We start from the raw sequence: 24,358 nt of genomic DNA, 5'->3' as shown, positions 1-24,358 counted from the left end.
CGCATCCGTGTTGCACAGGTGCAGCGCACCATTGACCGCGTTGGAGCCATCCGCCATGGGCCGCCGCATGAGCAGCACCACTTCTTCCGGGGAAGTATTGAGCTTCCAGGCCATGATCCTTGCCCTCCATAATTACTGGAGCGAGCAGGGCTGCCTGATCCTTCAACCTTACGATATGCGCATGGGCGCGGGCACGTTCCACCCGGCCACGACCTTGCGCGCGCTTGGCCCCGAACCGTGGAATGCTGCCTTCGTGCAGCCCTCGCGCCGTCCGACCGATGGCCGCTATGGCGAAAACCCGAACCGGCTGCAGCATTATTACCAATATCAGGTGATCCTGAAGCCCAGCCCGCCGGATTTGCAGGAGCTTTACCTCAAGAGCCTTGAGGTGATCGGAATCGATCCGCTGAAGCACGATATCCGCTTCGTGGAAGATGACTGGGAAAGCCCCACGCTGGGCGCCTGGGGCCTTGGCTGGGAAGTGTGGTGCGACGGGATGGAAGTCACCCAGTTCACCTATTTCCAGCAGATGGGCGGGTTCGACTGCAAGCCGGTGGCTGGTGAACTGACCTACGGGCTGGAACGCCTCGCCATGTATATTCAGGGCGTGGACAATGTGTACGACCTCGATTTCAACGGTCGCGGCGTGACATATGGCGACGTGTTTCTCGAAAACGAGAAGCAGATGTCCAAGTGGAACTTCGAGGTCGCCGATACAGAGGCCCTGTTCGACCTGTTCCGCAAGGCCGTGGCCGAGTGCAAGAACTGCCTCGCCAGTGATGTGCCCATCGCCGCTTACGAGCAGGCGATTGAGGCCAGCCACATCTTCAATCTCCTCCAGGCGCGCGGCGTGATCAGCGTGCAGGAGCGTGCAAGCTATATGGGCCAGGTCCGCGACCTCGCCCGCGGGAGCTGCGAAGCCTACATGGCCAAGGAAACCGAACGGTGGGAAGCCAAGTTCCCGGGGTGGTCGGCATGAGCGATTTCCTGCTCGAACTGCGCTGCGAGGAAATTCCGGCGCGTATGCAGGCCGGCGCCCGCGCCGATCTGGAAAAGCTGTTCCGTTCCGAAATGTCGGGCGCAGGCGTTGCGCTGGGCGAAGTGACCGTATGGTCTACGCCGCGCCGCCTCGCGCTGATCGTGCGCGACCTGCCGCAGGCGACCGAGGCTGTCAGCGAAGAGGAAAAGGGCCCACCCGAAGGCGCGCCCGATCAGGCAATCGAAGGCTTCTGCCGCAAGAATGGCGTCACGCGCGATCAGCTTGAACTGCGCGATGTGAAAGGCCGCCAGACCTATTTCGCCGTCCGCAACATCCCCGGCCGCGCCGTGAAGGATGTGCTGGCCGATGCGATCCCCGCGATCATCCGCGCCTTCCCCTGGCCCAAGTCCATGCGCTGGGGCGCTGCCTCGCTCTCGACTGAGAGCCTGCGCTGGGTGCGTCCGCTTTCGGGCATCGTGGCGCTGTTCGATGGCGAGATCGTCGAATGCGAAGTGGGCGGCGTGGTTTCCGGCCGCAAGACCATGGGCCATCGTTTCCACTCCCATGGCGAGATCGAAATCGCCGGGGTGGACGATTATGCCCGGCACCTGCGCGTCAACCACGTGATCGTGGACCAAGCCGAGCGCGAAGATATCGTCCGTAAGGGCGCGAAGCATGTCGCGCATGATGCGGGCCTCGTGCTGGTGGAAGATGAAGGTCTGGTCATCGAGAATGCTGGCCTGACCGAATGGCCCGTGCCGCTGCTCGGCCGCTTCGACGAGGCATTCCTCGAAGTGCCGCCCGAAGTGATCCAGCTCACCGCGCGCACCAATCAGAAATATTTCATTTGCCGCACCAAGGACGGCAAGCTGGCCAATGCCTTCATCTGCACCGCCAATGTGGTGCCGGCCGATGGCGGATTGGCCATCGTGGACGGCAACCGCAAGGTGCTGGCCGCCCGCCTTTCCGATGCGCGTTTCTTCTGGCAGCAGGACAAGAAGGTTCCGCTGGCAAAGCAGGCGGAAAAGCTTGCGCGGATCACGTTCCACGAGAAGCTCGGCAGCGTTGCCGACAAGGTGGAGCGTGTGGCGAAGCTGGCGCGGTGGCTGGTTGAGGAAGGGATTGTCACCCCGTGCGCTCCTGCGAAGGCTGGAGCCCAGGGCGATGATACGCAACCCGGCTCTGGGCCCCTGCCTTCGCAGGGGCTCACAAGAGAAGAACTGGCCGACCTCGCCGAACAGGCCGCACGCCTGTGCAAGGCGGACCTCGTCACCGAAATGGTCGGCGAATTCCCGGAATTGCAAGGGCTTATGGGCGGTTATTACGCCCGCGAGGAAGGTCTTTCCGATGCCGTGGCTGACGCGATCCGCGATCACTACAAGCCGGTCGGGCAGGGCGACGAGGTTCCGACTGCTCCGGTGACGGTGTCGGTCAGCCTGGCTGACAAGCTGGATACGCTTCGCAGCTTCTTCTCCATCGACGAAAAGCCGACCGGATCGAAAGACCCGTTTGCGCTGCGTCGCGCCGCGCTCGGCATCATCCGCCTGATCCAGGCGAATGCCCTGCGCATGAGCATTGGCGAAGGCGATCTGCTCGACTTCTTCGCCGACCGCCTCAAGGTCCAGCAGCGCGAGGCAGGCGTTCGTCACGATCTGGTCGACGCGGTGTTCGCGCTGGGTGGGGAGGACGATCTCGTTCGCCTGCTCGCCCGCGTCCATGCGCTGCAGTCCTTCATCGGCACGGAAGACGGCGCCAATCTGCTCGCGGGTTACAAGCGCGCTGCCAATATCCTGAAGAAGGAAGACTGGCAGGGCATCGAGGGTGAAATCGCCCGGACCGGTGAGGAAGACCCGCTGGCCGAAGTGGACGACCCCGATCTGAAGGATGTCGTCGCGGCCAAGATGGCCCTGCGCCACGGAAAAGAACTTTCCTACACGCCCGAACCGGCCGAAAAGGCACTGATCGAGGCGTTGGACGAAGCGGAGCCGCGTGCAGGCGCAGCCATCGAAGCGGAAGACTTCGAAGGCGCCATGGCGGCCCTTGCAAGTTTGCGCGCACCGATCGACAAATTCTTTGACGAGGTGACGGTGAATGATGAGCAGCCCGAAAAGCGCAGCAGCAGGCTTGACCTGCTTGCCCGCTTCCGCGCTGCCGTGCAAAAAGTCGCGGATTTCTCGAAGATCGAAGGGTAGGGAATATTTCCCTCAGGACAGTGTCAACATTGTCAACTTCGACAGGCAACGGCGGAGTTAGATGAACAAATCGGTCTATACATTCGGCGGCGGTGTGGTCAGTGCTGATCCCCGCGCGAAGGACAAGACGATCGTGGGCGGCAAGGGCGCGAACCTTGCCGAGATGGCCGATATCGGCCTGCCGGTTCCGCCGGGCTTTACGATCACGACCGAGGAATGCGTTCGCTATCTGGCCGGTGGTTCGGATTTTTCGGCCGAATTGCACGCCGAAGTCGCAACCGCGCTGACTCACATCGAAAAGAGCGTCGGCAAGAATTTCGGCAATGCCGCCGATCCGCTGCTCGTCTCGGTGCGTTCGGGCGCTCGCGTCTCCATGCCCGGCATGATGGACACGGTGCTGAACCTGGGCCTGAATGACGAGACGGTGAAAGGCCTTGCCGCCACTTCGGGCGACGAGCGTTTCGCCTGGGACTCCTATCGCCGTTTCATCCAGATGTATTCGGATGTGGTGCTGGGCCTCGATCACGGTCTGTTCGAGGAAGCACTGGAAATCGCCAAGGAAGACAATGGCTACCTGGCCGATGTCGAGATGGGTGCTGAAGACTGGAAGGCGCTGGTCCGCGAATATGAAGGCATTGTGGAGCGCGAGCTTGGCAAGCCTTTCCCGCAGGACGTTACCGAACAGCTTTGGGGTGCGATCTCTGCCGTGTTCGACAGCTGGGATTCCGACCGTGCGAAGGTCTATCGCCGGTTGAACGACATTCCGGGCGACTGGGGCACTGCCGTAAACGTGCAGGCCATGGTGTTCGGCAATATGGGCGATACTTCGGCCACTGGCGTTGCCTTCACTCGCGATCCCGCGACCGGCGAAAAGGCCTATTATGGCGAGTGGCTGGTCAACGCCCAGGGTGAAGACGTTGTGGCGGGCATCCGCACGCCGCAATATCTGACGAAGAAGGCCCGCGAAACCGCTGGGGCAAAGCCGCTCTCCATGGAAGAGGCAATGCCGGAAGCCTATGGCGAACTGGCCCGCGTGTTCGAACTGCTGGAACAGCATTATCGCGACATGCAGGACATCGAATTCACGGTGGAACGCGGCAAGCTGTGGATGCTCCAGACCCGCAGCGGCAAGCGCACTGCCAAGGCCGCGCTCAAAATGGCCGTAGACATGGTGGCCGAAGGCCTGATCGACGAGAAGACGGCGATCCTGCGCGTCGATCCCATGGCGCTGGACCAGTTGCTTCACCCCACCTTGGACCCCAAGGCCCCGCGTGACATTCTCACCACTGGCCTGCCGGCATCGCCCGGCGCGGCTTCGGGCGCGATCGTGCTGGATGCCGATACGGCCGAACATCGTTCGGCACGCGGCGAAGCCGTGGTGCTGGTGCGTGTCGAGACCTCTCCGGAAGACATTCACGGCATGCATGCGGCAAAGGGCATCCTTACCGCACGCGGCGGGATGACCAGCCATGCGGCCGTTGTGGCACGCGGCATGGGCCGCCCCTGCGTTTCGGGCGCATCAGCCGTGCAGATCGACATGGCGGCCCGCACTCTGCGGATCGGGGATCGCCAGCTCAAGGAAGGCGATCACATCACGCTGGACGGTTCGACCGGGCAGGTGATCGCGGGCGAAGTGCCGACTATCGAGCCGGAACTGGTGGGCGATTTCGCCATCCTGATGGATTGGGCGGACAGCCACCGGCGCATGAAGGTGCGCACCAATGCGGAAACCCCCACGGATTGCCGGATGGCGCGCCAGTTCGGGGCGGAAGGCATCGGCCTGTGCCGCACGGAACATATGTTCTTCGACGATGCGCGCATCACCAATGTGCGCCACATGATCATGGCGGACACGGAAGCCGGCCGCCGTGCGGCGCTGGCCAAGCTGCTGCCGGAACAGCGCAAGGACTTCGTGGCCATCTTCGAAGTGATGCTGGGCCTGCCGGTAACGATCCGCCTGCTCGATCCGCCGCTGCATGAATTCCTGCCCCATGCGGAACATGATTTCGAAGAACTGGCCGATGCCACGGGTATCGGGCTGGACCGGCTGAAGCGCCGGGCCGAGGAATTGCAGGAATTCAACCCGATGCTGGGCCATCGCGGTTGCCGTCTGGGCATCACCTTCCCGGAAATCTACGAGATGCAGGCCCGCGCCATTTTCGAAGCCGCCTGCGACGTGGCGACAGCGAACGGCCAGGCCATCGTGCCCGAAGTGATGATCCCGCTGGCGGCGACCAGGCGCGAGCTGGATCTTCTCAAGGACGTGATCGACAAGGCCGCCGCAGCGGTGTTTGCCGAAAAGGGCACGGTGCTGGAATATACCGTCGGCACCATGATCGAACTGCCGCGTGCGGCGCTGATGGCGAATGAACTGGCCGAAACGGCAGAGTTCTTCAGCTTCGGCACGAACGACCTGACCCAGACTACTCTGGGCCTCAGCCGTGACGATGCCGGCCGCTTCCTGCCGATCTATGTCGACAAGGGCATCTTCCCGCGCGATCCGTTTGTCAGCCTCGACATCGACGGCGTTGGCCAGCTTGTGCGTCTTGGCGCGGAGCGTGGCCGCTCGTCGCGCGGCGATATCAAGCTGGGCATTTGCGGCGAACATGGTGGCGATCCGGCCAGCATCGCCTTCTGCGAGGAAGTCGGGCTGGATTACGTCTCGGCCTCACCTTATCGCGTGCCGATTGCGCGCCTCGCGGCAGCTCAGGCGGCGCTCAAGTAGGTTCGAAGACGTCTCTGTATCGTCATTGCGAGCGTAGCGAAGCAATCCAGGACTAAGCGCGCCTCGCGCTGGATTGCTACGGTGCTGCGCCCCTCGCAATGACGATTAAATCGGGGTTGCCCGGCGTCAGATCCGCCACCCGCTGAGGGTGAGGATCTCGAAATGCTCGGTGGCGCGCTCCTCGCCGCCCATGAACGCTTCTTCCGCCCGGCTCAGGCCGGTGCGGGTGAGGGCTGGGGCAGGCGAGGCGAGCACCTTGCCGAGGCCCTGCGCCCTGATGTCCGCCAGCAGCCTGTGGAGCGATCCGAACCGCGCATCGAGGCCCCGGCTATCCACCACCGGGCGGGCAAAACCGCAGCGTTGCAGCAATTGCCCGCCCGCCCGGACGTCCACCATCGGATGCATCCGCGCAGCTGGCCTTTCGCCATCGGCTGCCAGCATCGCGGCACGCAGGCGCGGCAGGCTGCCTGCGCCCATGAAGCTGGCGATCATCAGGCCGCCGGGCGCCAGTGCCTCGCGTATATGGATCAGTGCGCCGGGCAGGTCGTTCACATTATCGAGCGTGCCCAGGCTGGCGATCAGGCCGAAGCCCTTGGTGGGGAAGGGCGCTTCCTCGTCGAAATCCTCTTCCGGCGAGGCGGATGTGACCGTACAGCCCAATGCGCCAAGCTGGCGGGCAAGATCGCCGGTCCAGTCGCCGATGATGAGGGCGCTTTCCGGTTCGTGCCGCAGGAAGCCGATCCGCTCCATCACATCTTCGATCATGTCGTCGATCAGGTAACGGGGGGCGTCGGGCCGCCTCTGGAGCGAACGCATCCGGTGCCTCAGTGCAAGGCGGCGGCGAGGGGAGAAGATCGTCGGAGGGGCAGAACTCATCGCGCCCCCATGCGCCGCTTGCCCGCGTGGTGCAAGCAAGGCAGGAGGGCGGGGTGACACTCGCGCGCCGTTTCTCCTCCTCGCTCGCTCCACTGGTCGATTTCGTCTTTCCTCCACGCTGCCCCCTCTGCGGCGAAGGGCTGGCGGCACAGACGGGCCTGTGCGCTTCTTGCTGGAGCGAACTGGCCATTCCGGGCGAGCCTGCCTGTGCAAGCTGCAACCGCCCGTTCGGGGATGGTTCTGTGCAGCACGGCGCCATCTGTGCGCCATGCCTCGCATCTCCGCCCCGGCATGACGGGATCGCAGCGGGCACATTGTATAACGATGCTTCGCGCAAGCTTGTCCTCGCCTTCAAGCATGGCCGCCGGATTGCGCTTGCCCCGATGCTCGCCCGGCTGATCGCGGCGCGCCTTCCACCGATAGATGGAGAATGGATCATCGTGCCCGTGCCGCTGCATCGCCTGCGCCTGTGGCAGCGCGGCTTCAATCAGGCGGCCTTGCTGGGGCGCGAACTGGCACGGGCGCGTGGTATGAGGCTGCTGGTGGATGCCCTGCAACGCCGCAAGCGCACGCCCAAGCTCGGCGGGCTGGGGCGCAAGGCCCGCGCGCGGACGCTTCAAGGGGCAATCGCCGTCAATCCCGCGCGACGATCAGCACTCAAGGGGGCAAAGGTGTTGCTGGTTGACGATGTGCTGACCAGCGGCGCGACCAGCGAGGCCTGTGTCAGCGCCCTCAAGCGGGCGGGTGCATCCACAGTGCTGATCGCCTGCTTTGCCCGCGTGCTGGACGAAGCGCTGGATGCTGTTTCGTGATCGCACCTTGCCGAAAGCCCAAACGCAAGACGCCCGGAGTTTCCTCCGGGCGTCCACGTGACGATTGTGAAGGGCGATCATCCCGTGCCAGTGGCGGCACCAGGGCAACAGCCCAATCCCTCATTTTGCCGACAGGCCCTTCGTCCAAGACCTTGCCGAAACCCCCTATTCCTTGGCGCCTGCTGCGACGCCGCCGATTTTGGCGGGCGGCTTCATTGAACCGCGAGGCGTTCATCCCATTGAAAGCTTCAATTCGGAAGCGGCAAGGGTAGAGCACATGGATTTTGGCGGCGATCTGTGGTTATCGTGCAACAAGAACGGGCGTAGTCGTTGCGCGCCATGCAAGTAATGAAGGGAACCTGGTTATTTCCGAGATTGGTCCGAGTGCTGTGGAGCGCGAAAGCGGCTCTGCCTTCCTGCCCAAATTCGATGCCGTAGGTCTGCTGACTGCCGTCGTGACTGACGCGCAGACCCGCGAAGTGCTGATGGTGGCCTTCATGAACGAAGAAGCGCTGGCGAAGACACGCGAGACGGGCATCGCCCATTTCTATTCCCGCAGCCGGGGCAAGCTGTGGATGAAGGGTGAGACGAGCGGGCATACGCTGAAGGTCGAGGAAATCCTTGTCGATTGCGATCAGGATGCGCTGGTTGTTCGCGCAACACCGGCGGGGCCAGCCTGCCACACGGGCGCGGTGAGTTGCTTCTATCGCAAGCTGGATGGCGACCATCTCGCCCGGGTTCCTGATTGACGTTTACGTAAAGGGAATTTAGAAACGGGGCATGCCAACTGCCGCCGCCCGCAAGCCATCCGCCGATCCTTCCTTCAAGGAACATTCCGGTGCGCATCTCGATCGCCCCGATGCCGAGCAGAGGGAGCGGTTTACGATCAGCGACCTGACGCGCGAATTCGGCGTGACGGCCCGTGCGCTGCGGTTTTACGAGGACGAAGGGTTGATCGCCCCGTCACGTATGGGCCTGAACCGTATCTATTCGAAGCGGGACAGGGCACGGCTTGCCTGGATCATGCGGGCGAAGAATGTTGGCTTCAGCCTGATCGAAATTCGCGAGATGATCGACCTGTACGATCTCAATGACGGCCGCGTGGAGCAGCGTCGCGTAACCGTGCAGCGTTGTCGCGAGAAGATCGCGAAGCTCAAGAAACAGAAGGCGGATATCGAAAGCTCCATCAAGGAACTCACCGAATTCGTCACCCATATCGAAACGCTTGAACTGGAGCGGAAAGCCGGCTCTGCCAACTGAGCCTGCCGACCGCTTCCCCTTAGGAGAGACCCATGCCGACCTACAAGGCGCCGACGCGCGACACGCGCTTCGTCATCAACGAACTGCTCGACCTGCAGAGCTACGGGAATATTCCCGGCTTCGAAGAAGCGACGCCTGACATGGTGGACGCGATTGTCGATGGTGTCGGCAAGTTCACGTCCGAAGTGATCCAGCCGCTGAACCAGACCGGCGACCATGAGGGCTGCACCCGTCACGAAGACGGTTCGGTTACTACGCCGACCGGCTTCAAGGATGCCTATCGCCAATATTGCGAAGCGGGCTGGGGCACTCTGTCGCTGCCGGTGGAATTCGGCGGGCAGGGCCTGCCGCATGTGCTGGGCTTCGTGCTCGAGGAATATATGGCGACCGCGAACCACGCCTTCGCCATGTATCCGGGCCTTACAAATGGCGCAGTTTCGGCCATTCTTGCCACCGGCTCCGAAGAGCTGAAGCAGAAATATGTTCACAAGATGGTGTCCGGCGAATGGCTGGGCACGATGAACCTGACGGAGCCGCATTGCGGTACCGATCTCGGCCTGATCAAGACGAAGGCCGAACCGCAGGCCGATGGCAGCTATGTCATCAGCGGCACCAAGATATTCATTTCGGCGGGCGAGAACGACCTTGCCGAAAACATCGTGCACCTCGTGCTCGCCAAACTACCCGGCGCGCCGGAAGGCTCCAAGGGCATCTCGCTCTTCATCGTGCCGAAGTTCCTGGTGAACGAGGACGGCTCGCTGGGTGAGCGCAATGCGGTGTCCTGCGGTTCGATCGAACACAAGATGGGCATTCACGGCAACGCCACCTGCGTGATGAATTACGATGGCGCGAAGGGCTGGATCGTCGGCGAGGAAAACAAGGGCCTTGCCGCCATGTTCATCATGATGAACGCGGCCCGCCTCGGCGTGGGCGTGCAGGGCCTCGGCCAGGCCGAAGTCGCCTATCAGAACGCCGTACAATATGCGCAGGATCGCCGTCAGGGCCGTGCGATCGCCGGTCGTGCCGATCCTACGGCGGCTGCCGATCCGATCATCGTCCACCCCGATGTGCGCCGCATGCTGATGGATGCGAAGGCCTATAACGAAGGCATGCGCGCACTGATCCTGTGGGGGGCGCTGCAGGTGGACTTGAGCCACAAGGCCCCGGAAGAAGCCGACCGGCAGTCTGCTGACGACATGATCAGTCTGCTTACCCCGGTCATCAAGGGCTATGGCACGGACAAGGGCTTCGATGTCGCCGTGAACATGCAGCAGGTGTTCGGCGGGCACGGCTATATTCAGGAATGGGGAATGGAACAGTTCGTTCGCGATTCCCGCATTGCCATGATTTATGAAGGCACCAATGGCGTGCAGGCGATGGATCTGTGCGGCCGCAAGCTGCCAGCCAATGGTGGCCGAGCAATCCAGGCCTTCTTCAAGCTGGTGGATGATGAGATCGCTGCCGGCAAGGCCGATCCTCAGTTGGAACCGATTGCATCGCGGCTGGAAAAGGCCGTTGGGGAGCAGAAGGCGGCCACCATGTGGTTCATGCAGAACGCCATGGCCAATCCCAATCACCTGGGCGCGGGTGCGCATCATTACATGCACATCATGGGTATCGTCGCGCTTGGCCTGATGTGGCTCCGCATGGCGAAGGTCGCAGGCGAGAAGCTGGCTGGCGGATCGGACGACAAGGCCTTCTACGAAGCCAAGATCGTCACGGCCCGTTACTTCGCCGAACGCTTCACCCCGGATGCGGGGGCACTGCGCCGCAAGATTGAAGCCGGGGCCGATGCGATGATGACGCTGACGCTCGACCAGTTCGAGACGGCCGCTTAAAGACTGATTCGTTTCCCTCGGTTCTGCTTGAACCGGGGGAATTCCCGTGAATTGAAGGCTGGTTGCGCTCAATTGCGCGGCCATTTCAAATTGCCGGGCAGGATGGGCGCATCATCGCATGACGATGGCATACGCTGGCCTGCCCGCCGATATTCGCTGCTGACAGGGGGTTGCCTGAGAAGGAACAACCGATGTCAGCACAAGCCAAGCACAGCATGAGCGGCGCCTTTCTGGCGCTCGTATTTACTATCGGCACACCGGCTTGGCCGCTTCTGGCGGCTGAGACAAATGCAGGCGCCGTGGCGGCGAGTCCGCCGACCATCGACAGCAATGGCGATGGCACCGCCGATGCGTGGGATCTGAACGGCGACGGGAAGCCGGACGCGTGGGACAGTGACGGCAACAGGCTTGCCGACACCTGGGATACCGACGCCGATGGCACTCCCGATGCATGGGACAGGGATGGCGACGGTGCGCCCGAAGCGCGCGCAAGTGACGGCGCCGCCGACCCGCCGAGCGATTAGCCCTGACGGTCGCCAGGGCGGGAGCCGGCCACCGGGCGGATAATATCGCCTCCTCCGCCGGCTCCCAACCCTGGATTATTGAGTGAAGACTTCTTCGAACAACAAATGCATCGCGGCCCAACTCTGGCGGTCCGCGCTTTCGTCATAAGCGACGGCGGGATTGCCCTGCACCGGATAGGGATTGGTGAAGCCGTGCTTCACGCCCGAATAGGCGTGAAAGTGCCAGTTGCCCCCGGCCTCATCCATTTCTTCCCAGAACCGCATTACCTGGCTGCGCGGCACCATGGGGTCAGAATCGCCATGGCAGACAAGGATGCGTGCGCGGATTGCGCCCGGTTCCGCAGGCAGTTCCGTGCCGAGCAGGCCATGGAAGCTGACCACCGCGGAAAGTGGTGCGCCTTCGCGGGCAAGTTCCAGCACTGCGCCACCGCCCATGCAGAAGCCGATTGCAGCAGCAGGAAGGCCTTCGGATTCCTTGAGCGTCACTGCGGCCCTGATCGCTGCACGCAGGCGCTTGCGATAGACATGTGGATCCTGTCGGATCTCTGCGGCGAAGCTGCGGGCTTCATCGAAGCTGGACGGTGTCTTGCCGTAGAAGTCTGCGATCAGGGCCAGATAGCCCGCTTCGGCCAGTGCGACGGCCTTGTCTTCAACCACGCGAGTGGAATTCATGATCGTGGGATAGACCACGATCACCGCCCGCGGCGCACCGGACGGACGGGCCAGCAGGCCCGTCAGCGCAGTGTCGCCGTCGGCATAGGCGAGCTTTTCCAGCATCGTCATTCCGGAAGGAAGTCGGGCACAGACAGGTAGCGCTCGCCCGTGTCGTAATTGAAGCCGAGTACGCGTGAACCGGCAGGCAGTTCAGGCAGCTTCTGGGCGATGGCCGCCAGCGTGGCGCCGGAGGAGATGCCCACCAGCAGCCCTTCGAGCCGGGCGCATTTGCGTGCCATTTCCTTGGCCGATTCCGGATCGACCTGGATCGCCCCGTCAATGGACTGCGTGTGCAGATTGCCGGGAATGAAGCCCGCGCCGATACCCTGAATGGGGTGCGGACCAGGCTGGCCACCAGAGATGACCGGCGAAAGGGTCGGCTCGACGGCGAATGCCTTGAGCGAGGGCCAGCTCTTCTTCAGCTCTTCCGCGCAGCCTGTCAGGTGGCCCCCGGTGCCGACGCCGGTGATCAGGGCGGAAATCGGTGCGTCCGCGAAATCCGTGAGGATTTCCTGCGCCGTCGTGCGGGCGTGGATGGCGATATTGGCCGGATTTTCGAACTGCTGGGGCATCCACGCACCCGGCGTTTCGTTGAGGATTTCTGTCGCGCGCTCAAGGGCGCCTTTCATGCCCTTTTCGCGCGGGGTAAGGTCGAAGCTGGCGCCATAGGCCAGCATCAGCCGCCGCCGCTCGATGCTCATGCTTTCAGGCATGACCAGGATCAGTTTGTAGCCCTTCACGGCCGCCACCATCGCCAGGCCGATTCCGGTGTTGCCGGAAGTTGGCTCCACGATGGTGCCGCCCGGTTTGAGGTCGCCGGACTTCTCTGCTGCCTCAACCATGGCAAGCGCGATACGGTCCTTGATCGAACCGCCGGGGTTGGACCGTTCGGACTTCACCCAGACCTCATGGTCGGGGAACAGCCGCGAAAGGCGAATATGCGGGGTGTTACCGATAGTGGCGAGAACGTTGTCGGCTTTCATTGCGCTGTCTCCCTCTCCTTGGGGCTGCTCTGGCGGTATTGCGGGGCAAAGGTCTTGGCCCAGCGAAGTTCGGGGAAAATCCATGCCCAGATTGCGGTTACGACTATCGCACCCACCCCGCCGAATACAACTGCCCCCGTTGCGCCAAGCAGTGCGGCGGCGAGGCCGGACTGCATTTCGCCGAGTTCGTTGGATGCGGAGATGGCAAGGCCCGAGATGGAAGATACCCGGCCGCGCATCGTATCGGGCGTGTTGAGCTGGACAAGTGTGTTGCGCACGAAGACGGAAACCATGTCCGCTGCGCCGAGCACGCCCAGCATTGCCATCGAAAGCGGGAAATAGGTCGATACGCCGAAAACGATCGTGGCGGCGCCGAATACGGCCACGGCCCATAGCATCTTGGTGCCGACATTATGGGATAGTGGCCTGAACGACAGGTAGAGCGCGACAAGGCCTGCCCCGAAGGCTGGAGCCGCACGCATCAGCCCAAGGCCTTCGGAACCGACCTGCAGGATGTCGCGCGCGAAGACAGGCAGCATGGCGGTTGCCCCGGCAAACAGCACCGCGAACAGATCCAGGGTGATGCAGCCGAGCAGGAACCGGTCACGCCAGGCGAATTGCAGGCCTTCGATCATCTGCCGCACCGGGTGGAGATCGCTCGTCTGGTCGGCGCGAATGGGGCGGATCGAAACGATGAGCAGGGCCGCGACAGTGAGCAGGCTGGCAGAGAGGATGTAGGGCACCGCAGGGTGCGCTGCAAACAACAGGCCGCCCACGGCCGGGCCTGCGACCTGTCCGCTCGTAAAGCCGATGGAACTCAACGCCACGGCGCGAGGCAGCAGTGCCGGCGGCACGATATTGGGTGCAATGGAACTCATCGCCGGTCCGCTGAAAACGCGCGCAGTCCCGTGCGCTGCGGCCAGGATGAAGCACAAAGGCAGCGTCATAGCCCCGTGCCAGGTCAACGTGGCGATGATGATCGAAATCAGGATGTCGATCCCTAGCGACGCGCAGGCGACGTAGCGCCTGTCGAACCGGTCGGCCGCCAGGCCCGCGACAGGCGTCAGGAAGAACAGCGGAATGAATTGGACCAGGCCAAGCAGGCCAAGCTGAAAGGCGGCTTCAGGCCGGGTCATGCCGTAATCGGCGCGGGCGATGTCGTAAGTCTGATACCCGATGAGGACTACCATCGAGAGAGTGGAAGCCACGGTCAGAAAACGCGCAATCCAGAAGCGGCGGTAGTCGGGTATCCTGAGCGGCGAGGTGGGTTCAGTCACGCATGGCGAATGGCAGGCGCAGGGGCGCTTGCCAAGCAGTCAGATTGTTGGGGCACTTAAAGCCGCGCTAACAACAAGGTGGAGGGCGCCAGGCCGCCCTCACTCCTCAACGGCGATTGCGCAGGCGCGGATTGGGCTGGAGGATGTCCATCATCTTCATGAAGTCGTCGAGCCGGACGATCCGTTCGAACTGGAACCCCGCACGCTCTTCCGAAACCCAGATCACATAGGCTTCGATTCGCCCGATCACAGGCAGACGGATGATCACGCGCTCGCCGCGCTGCAGTTCGGCTGCATTATCGATCATGAAGCCATGTGCCGAAACATTGGCAATGTGCATCGACAGGTCGCCGCGATCCCGGTGCTCCGCGATCACGGGGTAATCTACCGGGTGGCGCGTTGCGCGGCGCATCTCCGGCACCGAAAGTTGTGCTCCAGCCACGGTGCGACGTCCTCCATTGAAACTATCGGGGAGGACTTTGTGGCAGCAAATCTCTGCCAAATCGTAAAGGTACGGTTAGGCGAGAAGTTTCACCTCATCGTACGAACGGTTCGGCGCATTGCGGATTCAAATTCCGCGCAGGATACCGTGCCGCTTCTTTCCGAGGCTAAGCTTGTGCTCGCTGCCGGGGGCGAGCTGGATAAGGTAAGTCGGATCTTTCACCGGCTCATCGTCCACGCGCACCGCACCTTCGGCGATTTTGCGCTTTGCTTCTCCGTTGGAGGCAGTGAAGCCGATGGCCGTGCAGGCCGCCGTGATCGTCATGCCTTCGCCAGGCACTTCGACCACCGGCAAATCCTCGCCCAGGCCGCCCGCTCCAAATGTCGCTGCTGCTGTAGCTTCGGCAGTGCGTGCCGCTTCCTCACCACGGACAAGTGCCGTGATCTCGTTGGCCAGCACCACCTTGGCAGCGTTGATTTCGCTTCCCTCCAGCGATTCCAGCCTGGCGATCTCATCCAGCGGTAGATCGGTGAACAGGCGCAGGAAGCGGCCCACATCCCGGTCGTCAGTATTGCGCCAGTACTGCCAGAAATCGTAGGCAGGCAGTGCTTCTTCGTTCAGCCACACCGCTCCGGCTGCCGTCTTGCCCATCTTGGAGCCGTCGGCAGTGGTGAGCAGCGGAGTGGTGACACCGAACACTTCCACGCCGTCCATGCGGCGGGTCAGTTCGATGCCGTTGACGATGTTACCCCACTGGTCGGATCCGCCCATCTGCAGGCGGCAGGCATAACGCTGCGACAGCTCGCGGAAATCGTAAGCCTGCAGGATCATGTAGTTAAACTCGAGGAAGCTCAACGATTGTTCCCGATCCAGGCGCTGCTTTACGGAATCGAAGCTGAGCATCCGATTGACCGAGAAGTGCTGGCCCACTTCCCTCAGGAACGGAATATATTCGAGTTGATCGAGCCATTCGGCGTTGTCGACCATGATCGCATCGCTCGGCCCGTCACCAAAGGTCAGGAAGCGATCGAAAATCTTGCGGATCGACGCGACGTTTCCCGCAATGACATCGGTGGTCATCAACTTGCGCGCTTCATCCTTGAAGCTGGGATCGCCGATCTTGCCTGTGCCGCCGCCCATCACCACGATCGGCTTGTGGCCCGCCTGCTGTAGGCGACGCAAAAGCATGATCTGCACCATGCTGCCGACATGCAGCGAAGGCGCCGTCGGATCGAAGCCGATATATCCGGGCACAACCTGCTTGACCGCGAGAGCGTCGAGCGCCTCGGCATCGGTCAGCTGGTGGATGTAGCCGCGCTCGTCCAGCAGGCGCAGCAGCTCGGATTTATACGTGCTCATGGTGTCCTCTTCTTGCGGGCTGGGCGCGTAGCACGCGACGGTGCGGCAAACAAACCCGTTCCGCCCGCTTGCCCAAGCGCATGGCTTAATTTAGCGCGATTGGGATGATCAGCGCCCCCCTTTCGCTCCATGCCCATCCCGATCATCCGCCTGCCGCGATCCGAAGTATCGAGGCCCGCGTTATCGGGATCGATGAAAACTGGCTCAGATTGCGCTGGAGGATCGAGGGCGCAGGACAATTGGTTGTCCCGGCCTTTGGCGGCAAGGGCAGGGCGGACGGACTTTGGAAGACGACTTGCTTCGAGGCTTTCCTCAAGCCTGAAGGCGGCGAGGGCTACGTTGAACTGAACCTCTCCCCCTCCGAACGCTGGGCGGCCTATGATTTCAGCGCCTATCGCGAAGGCATGGCAGAGCGCCCTTTTCCGCGTGAGCCGGAGTGCACCATGCGCAAGGGTGAGCAACTGGCGATCTTCGACGCCGCGGTTCCAGTAGGCGGGCTTCCGCCGCTTCCTGCCGCATTGGGGTTGAGCGCCGTGATCGAGGAAGAAGGTGGCCGCATTTCCTATTGGGCCCTTGCTCATCCGGATGGGAAGCCAGACTTCCACCATCCCGCTTGCTTTGCCGCCACGCTTGAGCCACCTCCGGCAGCATGAAATTCGGCATTGATCGCCTGCTGGCGGACCCTGAACTGCGCAAGCCGCTTCACGGCAAGCGCGTTGCCCTTGTTGCCCACCCCGCTTCGGTAACGGAAGGGCTGGTCCATTCGCTCGATGCGCTGATGGCGTTGGACGACCTCTCGATCACCGCCGCCTTTGGCCCTCAGCATGGCCTGAAGGGCGACAAGCAGGATAATATGGTGGAGACGGCTGACGAACTGGATGCCCAATACGGCATCCCGATCTTCAGCCTTTATGGCGAGGTCCGCCGCCCGACGCCGGATATGATGGCGAGCGCGGATGTCTTCCTGTTCGATCTGCAGGATCTGGGCTGCCGTATCTACACCTTCGTCACCACGCTGCTCTATCTGCTGGAAGCCGCGAGTGGCACAGGCAAGCAGGTGTGGGTGCTTGATCGCCCCAATCCCGCCGGCCGTCCCGTGGAAGGCACTTTGCTTCTTCCGGGGCAGGAAAGCTTCGTCGGCGCTGGACCCATGCCGATGCGCCACGGACTGACTCTGGGCGAAATTGGCCACTGGTTCATGGACCACTTCAAGCTCGACGTCGACTATCGCGTCATCGCCATGGAAGGCTGGTTGCCGGAAGAAGGGCCGGGCTTTGGCTGGCCGGAAGAGCGCATCTGGATCAACCCCAGCCCCAATGCGGCCAATCTCAACATGGCCCGGGCCTATGCCGGGACAGTGATGCTGGAAGGCACAACTCTGAGCGAGGGCAGAGGCACGACCCGCCCGCTGGAAGTGCTATTTGGTGCGCCCGATGTCGACGCGGCGGCCGTGCACACCTGCATGAAACGGATCGCGCCGCACTGGATGGAAGGCTGCGCCCTGCGCGAGTGTTGGTTCACGCCAACCTTCCACAAGCATCAGGGTGAATTGTGCAACGCGTTGATGGTCCATGCCGAAGGGCCGTTTTACGATCATGCGAAGTTCCGCCCCTGGCGGTTGCAGGCGCTGGCGTTCAAGGCCATCCGCTGGTTCCACCCGACCTATCCGATCTGGCGGGACTTCCCTTATGAATATGAGTTCGAGCGGCTTGCGATCGACGTGATCAATGGTGGCCCGGCACTCCGCGAATGGGTGGACAATCCCTCCGCGACGCCTGCCGATCTCGATGCGCTCACCTTGCCGGACGAGGCGGCGTGGCGGGATAGGACTGCCGGACTGTTGCTCTACTGACCGGTCGCGGGATCAACTCCGCTTCCGGCTTAGTTCCCGCATGGCATCGTCCAGCCCTTCCAGAGTGAGGGGAAACATACGGTCGCCCATCAGATCGCGGATCATTCGGGTGGATTGGGAATAGTCCCAATATTCCTGTTTCACCGGATTGAGCCAGATGGTGGCTGGATAGGTCGTCGTGATCCGCTCCAGCCACACGGCGCCGGCCTCCGGGTTGAAATGCTCCACGGAACCTCCCGGATGGGAGATTTCGTAGGGGCTCATTGCGGCATCGCCGACCAACACCACCTTGTAGTCCTGGCCGTATTTGTGGAGGATGTCCCACATGTCGCTCCGTTCATCCCAACGGCGGCGATTGTCCTTCCACACGGCCTCGTAGGGGCAATTGTGGAAGTAGAAGAATTCGAGGTTCTTGAACTCGCTGGTCGCGGCGCTGAACAATTCCTCGCAGACGCGGATATGTGGGTCCATCGAGCCGCCGACATCCAGGAACAGCAGCAGCTTCACCGCATTATGCCGTTCCGGCCGCATCCGGATATCGAGCCAGCCTTGCCTTGCCGTGCCGTCAATTGTGGCTTCGAGGTCCAGTTCGTCCGCTGCGCCTTCCCGGGCGAAACGACGCAGGCGGCGCAGGGCGATCTTGATGTTGCGCGTGCCCAGTTCGCGCGTGCTGTCCAGATTGCGGAAGCGGCGCTGTTCCCAGACCTTGATCGCTCGCCCATGCGTGCTTTCACCGCCGATGCGAACGCCTTCGGGATTATAGCCTGAATTGCCGAAGGGGCTGGTGCCGCCTGTGCCGATCCACTTCGACCCGCCCTCATGGCGCTCGCGCTGTTCCTCAAGCCGCTGCTTGAGCGCGGCCATGATCTCGTCCCAGGAACCGAGCGCTTCGATTGCGGCCATTTCCTCATCGGACAGGAAACGGCGCGCCACGGCTTTCAGCCAGTCTTCCGGAACCTCAGCGGTCTGCTGGCCGAAATCGGCGAGCAGACCTTTGAAGACCTTTTCGAACACCAGATCGAACCGGTCGAGCAGGGCTTCGTCTTTTACGAAAGTTGCGCGTGCGAGGTAATAGAACTCTTCCGGGCTGTTCGCGATGACCTGCCGGTCCAGCGCTTCGAGCAGCACCAGGTGTTCCTTGGCCGAGGCCGGGATGCCTGCCGCGCGCAATTGCTCGATGAAGCCCATGAACATGGGCGGACCATGCCCGAAACCCGGCGGAGCGCAAGCTCCGCGCGGTGTCAGGGCTGGATCGTGCTGGCGATGACCTTGCCGCCTTCGCGCGAGACGGACCACAGGCGGCGGGGCACCTTGGGATCCCAGTCTATGGCCTGCCCGTCATTCGCAGTTCCATGAACGGCCACGAGCCGCAGGGTGCTGCCGGCTTCCGGCAGGGCGAGGGCGTAAACTTCCGGCCGATCATGCCCACTGGCATAAAGCAGCCCGTCGTCGCCCCAGCTCATGCCGGAACAGCTATAGGGCGCCATCCGCGCGAGCACTTCGGGCGGGAAGGCCCAGCTCTGTTCGATGCGGAACTGTTCATCCAGCCGGGCAAGCATCGTATATTGATGGCCGCGGCCGGGCACGCCGCCCTTGCCGTCGTAATTGGCGAAGACGGCCCACCATGCGCCGTCATGCCTGTCGAGCACGGTGAGCGATCCGGGCATGAAGCCCAGGCTGACCGTGCGGAGATGCCTCACCGGATCGAGCGAGAAGAACTCGATGGCGCTGGTCTGAGGCACCTTGGGATAGTTCGACGCGGCGCAGACAAGCTCGCCTTCCGCGACGGTGCAGCTGTTCATGTGCGGGAACAGGGCAGGCTCACCGGCCCATTCGCCAACCTTGCGGCCGCTGGCGATCTCGTATTTGCCGATGCGGTCATTATCGATCGCATAGACATAGGTGCCATCGGAGGCGACGCCCTGATCCGCCTCCGGCGCGGTGATCGTCAGCTCGATCGGCGCGGGAGGAGGCGAGGGCGCCTCTGGGGAAATGCCTGCTGCTCCCGCCGCCTGAAGCGGCAAGGCAAAAAGGGCGGCGCCGGCCGAAGCCAGCGCCGCCAGGGCATTGCGGGGAAGACGCAGTGCCATGCTTACCTTAAAAGCGAACCGAAGCGCCGACGAAGAAGGTCCGGCCGTAACGCTCGGTCTGGGAGACCCAGTCGCGCACGCCGCCCTGATACTGACGGGTCGGCTCGTCAGTCAGGTTCTGGCCTTCAGCGAAGACACGTAGGTTTTCAGTCAGATCCAGCGAGATCTTGGCGTCCAGACGGCGCAGATCGTCATTATACTGGTCGGCCAGTTCCTCGTCGCCGGCCGAGATCATCGCGCGGCCGGTGTGGTGATAGGCTACCGAAGCTTCGACGATGCCCTTCTGGTAAAAGAGCTGAGCGCCCCACAGCAGCTTGGACTGTTCGGGGAAGTCGATCTCGCCGCGCGCCGGATCGGTCAAATTCGCGTCGATCAGCGTCAGGTTGAGGTTCACGCCGAAGCCGGAGAGCAGGCCGGGCAGCATGGTGAACTGCTGCTGATAGGCGAATTCGATGCCGGTGATGTCACCCTTTTCGGCATTCTGCTTCTGGCTGAAGTGGATCACGTCATAGGTCTCGCCCAGGAACGTGCCGTCATTCACGGTGAAGCTCTGGGTGAAGATCGGGTTCTTGATCCACTTGGTGAAGGCACCCACGCTCAGCATGCCTCCGGGTGCGAAATACCATTCGGCCGTGGCGTCCAGCGCGTCGGCCACATAGGGCTTGAGCGCCGGATTGCCGCTGCTGACGCCGATTTCGTCTTCGCTTTCAACCGTGACGGAGCCGCCCGGCGAAAGGTCCGAATATTGCGGGCGGCCGACGCTGCGCGAATAGGCAAGGCGCAGCATCACGTCGTCTGCAGGCTTGATGCGGGCGATCACGCTGGGCAGCCAGTCGGTATATTCGCGCGAACCGGAAGTCGGCACTACCGTGGTGCCGCCCTCGAGCAGATAGCCGGTGATGTCGAGCTTGGTGTGTTCCACCCGCAGGCCCGCGGTCAGGCCGATCTGGCCGAAGTCGAGATTCGCTATGGCATAGCCGGCATAGACTTCTTCGGTCAGGTTAAAGTCCGACAGGGTGTCGTTGGCTAGCGAAGTGCTCTCGTTCAGCACGAATTGCGGACCGCCGAGCCTGCCTTCCGTATAGGCCTGGATCAGGTCTTCATCGATGGTCGGGGCGATCAGATAGGGATGGCCTGACTTCGGATAGACGGTGACGTTCTCGCCAGCGAGGTCTGCCAGAGTGAAGCGGTTCGGCGCGCTGCCACGGCCATAGCTGTCATTGGCGGAATCGAAGCTCTTGTCGGTCGAACGGATATTCGCCCCGAACTTAACGAAGCTGTCCATGCCGATGGAGGGCAGTTCGCCGGTGATGTCGAAGCGGCCCTGCCAGGTTTCTTCAAGGCCGTATTCGTCCTGCGCCGTATAGGTGCGGAAGCCCAGATCGGATGCATCGAGATACCCATCCACCGGGACGGCAGTGTAGAGCTTGTCGGTGAAATCGACCGCGACATCGCCCGGGTTGCCGCGGAACTGCCACACCTGGTTCGGTTCGATCACCTCATTGCGGGTATAGGCGCCGCCGAAATCGGCCGTCCAGCTATCTGCGAATTCCGTCTTGCCGCCGGTCATGAAGGAGAGAATCGACTTCTCCTTATATTCCAGACGCAGGTCGGACCGCTGCTCGCTGGTGGAGGCGATGCCGGTCACGCCATTCGCATCCCAGTCGATATTTGAAAAGTCGAGGCGGAAGCGCTGGCGATATTCGTCTTCCGAGAACTTGGAATAGACACCGCGGAAGAACAGTTCGGTCGCGCCGCTGCGCCAGTCGAGCGAGCCGGAAAAGCCCAGTCGTTCGCGCTTGAGGCGGTAGTCCGTATATTTGATGTTGGTCGGCACCGCGCCTCGCGCTGCCTCTTCATCAAGATACCAGTCGTCGGGATAGATGCCGTTGCTGGTGAAGGTGCGATCTGAATAGCTGGCGCCCAACAGGATGCCGAACTCCTCGTCGGCACCGAAGCGACCGCCCACGGTGATGTCGCCCTTGATCGGCAGATCTTCGTCGCGAAGTTCCTGATAGCCGACCTGGGCATTGGCCTGAACGATGAAGGGATCGTTGAAGTCGAAAGCGGTCTGCGTGACGAGGTTGATCGTGCCGCCGATGCCCTGACCGGTGAGGTCGGCCGTCTTGACCTTCATTACCTCGACCCGGTTGAGCAACTGGCCGGACAGGATGTCGAGTGGCAGCGAACGGGTGTTGCCGTCGGGATTGCCGATCTCGAACCCGTTCAGCGTATAACCGTTCAGGCTGGAGGGAACGCCGCGCACGGCGACGTAACGGCCTTCGCCCTGATCGTATTGCACGCCCACGCCGGGGAGGCGTTCGATCGCCTCGGCCACGTTCTTGTCCGGAAGCTGGCCGAGTTCGTCTGAAGAGGCGATGTCGACAATGGCGAGCGAGTCGCGCTTCTCGTCGATCGCGCGAAGCTGTTGCGCGCGCTGGCCAGTGACCACGATGGCAGTTTCTGCGCCCGCGTCGGCATCTGCGGCCGGGGCAGTTTGCGCTGCAGCATGATTTGCGCTGAACACAGCAAGGACTGCCGCGCTTGCGCCGGCAAACAGTTTGTAACGCATTGAATTATGTCCCTCATTCGGGCGAGTCGGGAGGGGGCGCCCGGTTCGCAGGCGCGGTAGGATCGGGATGTTCCAGTTTCGCGTCTGTTGTATGACTGTTTGAAGACTTCGCCGTTGGCGTCGCTTCGCTGAGACGAAGCGCGGTGTTCACGCCATTTCGTTGACTTTATCCGCCTTGGCGCTTGCTCTTGCCATGGCGGCGGGTCTAAGCCGCCCGGGTCAAGAGGAGGATTGCCCGAAATGCTCAAACTCTACAGCTTTGGCCCTGGTGCCAACTCGCTGAAGCCGATGCTGACCCTGCATGAGAAGGGCCTGGATTACGAGCAGGTGCTGCTCGATCCGCGCAAGTTCGAACACCATTCCGACTGGTTCAAGAAAATCAATCCGCGCGGCCAGGTGCCGGCGCTGGAAGATCGCGGGCATATCATCACCGAAAGCACGGTGATCTGCGAATATCTCGAAGACGAATGGCCCACCGATGTGAAGCTGCGTCCTGACACATCTTGGGAGCGTGCCGATATGCGCGTGTGGACCAAGTGGGTGGACGAATATTTCTGCTGGTGTGTCTCCACCATCGGTTGGCACCGTTACGTTGGCAACATGGTGAAAGGCCTTTCCGACGAAGAATTCGAGGAGAAGGTGAAGAACATTCCCGTTGTGGAGCAGCAGGTGAAATGGCGCCGCGCCCGCGAGGGTTTCCCGCAGGAAATGCTGGACGAGGAAATGCGCAAGATCGCCTATTCGGTGCGCAAGCTGGACGATCACCTGCGCGACAACGAATGGCTGGTGCCGGGCATGTATACGCTGGCCGACATCTGCAACTTCGCCATCGCGAACGGTATGCAGCACGGCTATCCGGAACTTGTGAACAAGGAAGACACGCCGGGCCTTCTGCGCTGGATCGAACAGATCAACGAACGTCCGGCGGCGCAGAAGATGTTTGCCGACGTGCCGCGCGAAATCCGGCACGAAGACGCAAAGAAGTAAGGAAGCAGGCGCCGGGGGAAGCTGACCTGCCGTCAGCTTCCCCGGCGATGCATGAAGGCGAGCCTTTCGAACAACATGATGTCCTGTTCGTTCTTCAGCAGGGCGCCGTGGAGCGGGGGGATCGCTTTTGCCGGGTCGCGGCTCTGCAGCACTTCCAGCGGCATATCCTCGTTCAGCAGCAGCTTGAGCCAGTCCAGTAGCTCGCTGGTCGAGGGTTTCTTCTTCATCCCCGGCACTTCGCGAATGTCGTAGAACAGATCGAGCGCCTCCTTCACCAGCCGTTGCTGGATGCCGGGGAAGTGGACGTCGATAATGGCCTGCATCGTCTCCCGGTCGGGAAAGGCGATGTAGTGGAAGAAGCAGCGGCGCAGGAAGGCGTCTGGCAGTTCCTTTTCATTGTTCGAAGTGATGACCACGATGGGCCGTTCCTTCGCCTCGATCCGTTCCTGCGTTTCGTAAACGTCGAAACTCATGCGATCGAGTTCCTGCAGCAGGTCGTTCGGGAACTCGATATCTGCCTTGTCGATCTCGTCGATCAGCAGCACGGGCAGGCGCGGGGAGGTGAAGGCTTCCCACAATTTGCCCCGCTTGATGTAGTTCGAAATCTCGTGAACGCGTGGATCGCCCAGCTGACCGTCACGCAGGCGGGCAACAGCGTCATACTCGTAGAGGCCCTGATGCGCCTTGGTGGTGGACTTCACGTTCCATTCGATCAGCGGGGCGTCGATGGCACGGGCGATTTCATGCGCCAGCACTGTCTTGCCCGTGCCCGGCTCCCCCTTCACCAGCAGGGGGCGGCGCAGCAGCACTGCTGCATTCACGGCGACCTTCAGATCTTGCGTGGCGATGTAATTCGCCGTTCCTTCGAAGCGCAGG

Annotated in this window: 21 protein-coding genes; 11 read left to right on the top strand and 10 right to left on the bottom strand. The window is 62.2% G+C overall.

Going from position 1 to position 24,358, the window contains the following annotated elements; all coding sequences use genetic code 11:
• The first annotated feature begins 67 nt into the window (after positions 1 to 67).
• The 3 genes from SZ64_RS05740 to ppdK all read left to right on the top strand — a co-directional run bounded on the left by SZ64_RS05740 (position 68) and on the right by ppdK (position 5,896).
• On the top strand, positions 68 to 979 hold the full coding sequence (locus SZ64_RS05740; RefSeq protein ID WP_054532114.1) for a glycine--tRNA ligase subunit alpha: 912 nt from the start codon (positions 68 to 70) through the stop codon (positions 977 to 979).
• Positions 976 to 3,171 (top strand): glycine--tRNA ligase subunit beta, encoded by a 2,196-nt coding sequence (gene glyS / locus SZ64_RS05735; protein WP_054532113.1) that lies wholly within the window; start codon positions 976 to 978, stop codon positions 3,169 to 3,171. Before SZ64_RS05740 ends, glyS begins: the two co-directional genes overlap by 4 nt.
• A 61-nt stretch (positions 3,172 to 3,232) precedes the next feature.
• A complete protein-coding gene (gene ppdK / locus SZ64_RS05730; protein ID WP_054529936.1) occupies positions 3,233 to 5,896 on the top strand; it encodes a pyruvate, phosphate dikinase in 2,664 nt (887 codons plus the stop codon).
• 126 nt (positions 5,897 to 6,022) lie between these two features.
• On the opposite strand, the gene SZ64_RS05725 is transcribed toward ppdK, so the two are convergent.
• Positions 6,023 to 6,772 carry a methyltransferase domain-containing protein gene (locus SZ64_RS05725; protein ID WP_054529935.1) on the bottom strand — a complete coding sequence of 250 codons (750 nt, stop codon included), beginning with the start codon at positions 6,770 to 6,772 and terminating at the stop codon, positions 6,023 to 6,025.
• A gap of 53 nt (positions 6,773 to 6,825) precedes the next feature.
• Between SZ64_RS05725 and SZ64_RS05720 the strand changes: the two genes are divergently transcribed.
• From SZ64_RS05720 to SZ64_RS05700, 5 genes are all read left to right on the top strand, one after another.
• Positions 6,826 to 7,584 (top strand): ComF family protein, encoded by a 759-nt coding sequence (locus SZ64_RS05720; RefSeq protein ID WP_054529934.1) that lies wholly within the window; start codon positions 6,826 to 6,828, stop codon positions 7,582 to 7,584.
• A gap of 365 nt (positions 7,585 to 7,949) precedes the next feature.
• The gene (gene hisI / locus SZ64_RS05715; protein ID WP_054532112.1) at positions 7,950 to 8,333 is read left to right on the top strand and encodes a phosphoribosyl-AMP cyclohydrolase; all 384 of its coding nucleotides are present in this window, start codon (positions 7,950 to 7,952) and stop codon (positions 8,331 to 8,333) included.
• Between the two features lie 31 nt (positions 8,334 to 8,364).
• On the top strand, positions 8,365 to 8,844 hold the full coding sequence (locus SZ64_RS05710) for a MerR family DNA-binding transcriptional regulator (RefSeq protein ID WP_054529933.1): 480 nt from the start codon (positions 8,365 to 8,367) through the stop codon (positions 8,842 to 8,844).
• Between the two features lie 32 nt (positions 8,845 to 8,876).
• Positions 8,877 to 10,682: an acyl-CoA dehydrogenase C-terminal domain-containing protein gene (locus SZ64_RS05705; protein WP_054529932.1), complete on the top strand. Its 1,806-nt coding sequence runs from the start codon at positions 8,877 to 8,879 to the stop codon at positions 10,680 to 10,682.
• Positions 10,683 to 10,873: 191 nt separating this feature from the next.
• Complete coding sequence (locus SZ64_RS05700; RefSeq protein ID WP_156313540.1) at positions 10,874 to 11,206, top strand: hypothetical protein; 333 nt, start codon at positions 10,874 to 10,876, stop codon at positions 11,204 to 11,206.
• Positions 11,207 to 11,281: 75 nt separating this feature from the next.
• Here SZ64_RS05700 and SZ64_RS05695 read toward each other — a convergent pair whose 3' ends face one another.
• From SZ64_RS05695 to tyrS, 5 genes are all read right to left on the bottom strand, one after another.
• Positions 11,282 to 11,983 carry a dienelactone hydrolase family protein gene (locus SZ64_RS05695; protein ID WP_347230257.1) on the bottom strand — a complete coding sequence of 234 codons (702 nt, stop codon included), beginning with the start codon at positions 11,981 to 11,983 and terminating at the stop codon, positions 11,282 to 11,284.
• A 2-nt stretch (positions 11,984 to 11,985) separates the two neighbouring features.
• Positions 11,986 to 12,903, bottom strand: coding sequence for a cysteine synthase A (gene cysK, locus SZ64_RS05690; protein WP_054529929.1), 918 nt, complete (start codon positions 12,901 to 12,903; stop codon positions 11,986 to 11,988).
• Positions 12,900 to 14,180, bottom strand: coding sequence for an MFS transporter (locus tag SZ64_RS05685; protein ID WP_054529928.1), 1,281 nt, complete (start codon positions 14,178 to 14,180; stop codon positions 12,900 to 12,902). Before SZ64_RS05685 ends, cysK begins: the two co-directional genes overlap by 4 nt.
• A gap of 106 nt (positions 14,181 to 14,286) precedes the next feature.
• A complete protein-coding gene (locus tag SZ64_RS05680) occupies positions 14,287 to 14,592 on the bottom strand; it encodes a PilZ domain-containing protein (protein WP_054529927.1) in 306 nt (101 codons plus the stop codon).
• Positions 14,593 to 14,748: 156 nt separating this feature from the next.
• Positions 14,749 to 15,981, bottom strand: a complete 1,233-nt coding sequence (gene tyrS, locus SZ64_RS05675) for a tyrosine--tRNA ligase (RefSeq protein ID WP_054529926.1) — start codon at positions 15,979 to 15,981, stop codon at positions 14,749 to 14,751.
• Between the two features lie 104 nt (positions 15,982 to 16,085).
• Between tyrS and SZ64_RS05670 the strand changes: the two genes are divergently transcribed.
• Together SZ64_RS05670 and SZ64_RS05665 are read left to right on the top strand one after the other, a co-directional pair.
• Positions 16,086 to 16,634: a DOMON-like domain-containing protein gene (locus SZ64_RS05670; RefSeq protein ID WP_054529925.1), complete on the top strand. Its 549-nt coding sequence runs from the start codon at positions 16,086 to 16,088 to the stop codon at positions 16,632 to 16,634.
• On the top strand, positions 16,631 to 17,833 hold the full coding sequence (locus SZ64_RS05665; protein WP_054529924.1) for a DUF1343 domain-containing protein: 1,203 nt from the start codon (positions 16,631 to 16,633) through the stop codon (positions 17,831 to 17,833). The genes SZ64_RS05670 and SZ64_RS05665 overlap by 4 nt, the downstream gene beginning before the upstream one ends.
• A gap of 12 nt (positions 17,834 to 17,845) precedes the next feature.
• Here SZ64_RS05665 and SZ64_RS05660 read toward each other — a convergent pair whose 3' ends face one another.
• From SZ64_RS05660 to SZ64_RS05650, 3 genes are read right to left on the bottom strand one after another with little or no spacing between them, the layout of a single operon-like run.
• Positions 17,846 to 19,027 carry a VWA domain-containing protein gene (locus tag SZ64_RS05660; RefSeq protein ID WP_054529923.1) on the bottom strand — a complete coding sequence of 394 codons (1,182 nt, stop codon included), beginning with the start codon at positions 19,025 to 19,027 and terminating at the stop codon, positions 17,846 to 17,848.
• A gap of 47 nt (positions 19,028 to 19,074) precedes the next feature.
• Positions 19,075 to 19,923 (bottom strand): hypothetical protein, encoded by an 849-nt coding sequence (locus tag SZ64_RS05655; protein WP_241772990.1) that lies wholly within the window; start codon positions 19,921 to 19,923, stop codon positions 19,075 to 19,077.
• 7 nt (positions 19,924 to 19,930) lie between these two features.
• Positions 19,931 to 22,495: a TonB-dependent receptor gene (locus tag SZ64_RS05650; RefSeq protein ID WP_054529922.1), complete on the bottom strand. Its 2,565-nt coding sequence runs from the start codon at positions 22,493 to 22,495 to the stop codon at positions 19,931 to 19,933.
• Between the two features lie 240 nt (positions 22,496 to 22,735).
• On the opposite strand from SZ64_RS05650, the gene SZ64_RS05645 reads away from it, so the two are divergent.
• Positions 22,736 to 23,482, top strand: coding sequence for a glutathione S-transferase family protein (locus SZ64_RS05645; protein ID WP_054529921.1), 747 nt, complete (start codon positions 22,736 to 22,738; stop codon positions 23,480 to 23,482).
• Between the two features lie 32 nt (positions 23,483 to 23,514).
• Here the strand turns inward: SZ64_RS05645 and SZ64_RS05640 are convergent, their stop codons facing one another.
• Entirely contained in the window at positions 23,515 to 24,357 is an 843-nt protein-coding gene (locus SZ64_RS05640; RefSeq protein ID WP_054532110.1) for a MoxR family ATPase, read from the bottom strand.
• Between the last annotated feature and the right edge of the window lies 1 nt (position 24,358).

This window comes from Erythrobacter sp. SG61-1L, from assembly GCF_001305965.1.
Taxonomy (GTDB): Bacteria; Pseudomonadota; Alphaproteobacteria; order Sphingomonadales; family Sphingomonadaceae; genus Andeanibacterium.
This window is presented reverse-complemented; position numbering and strand designations above follow the sequence as displayed.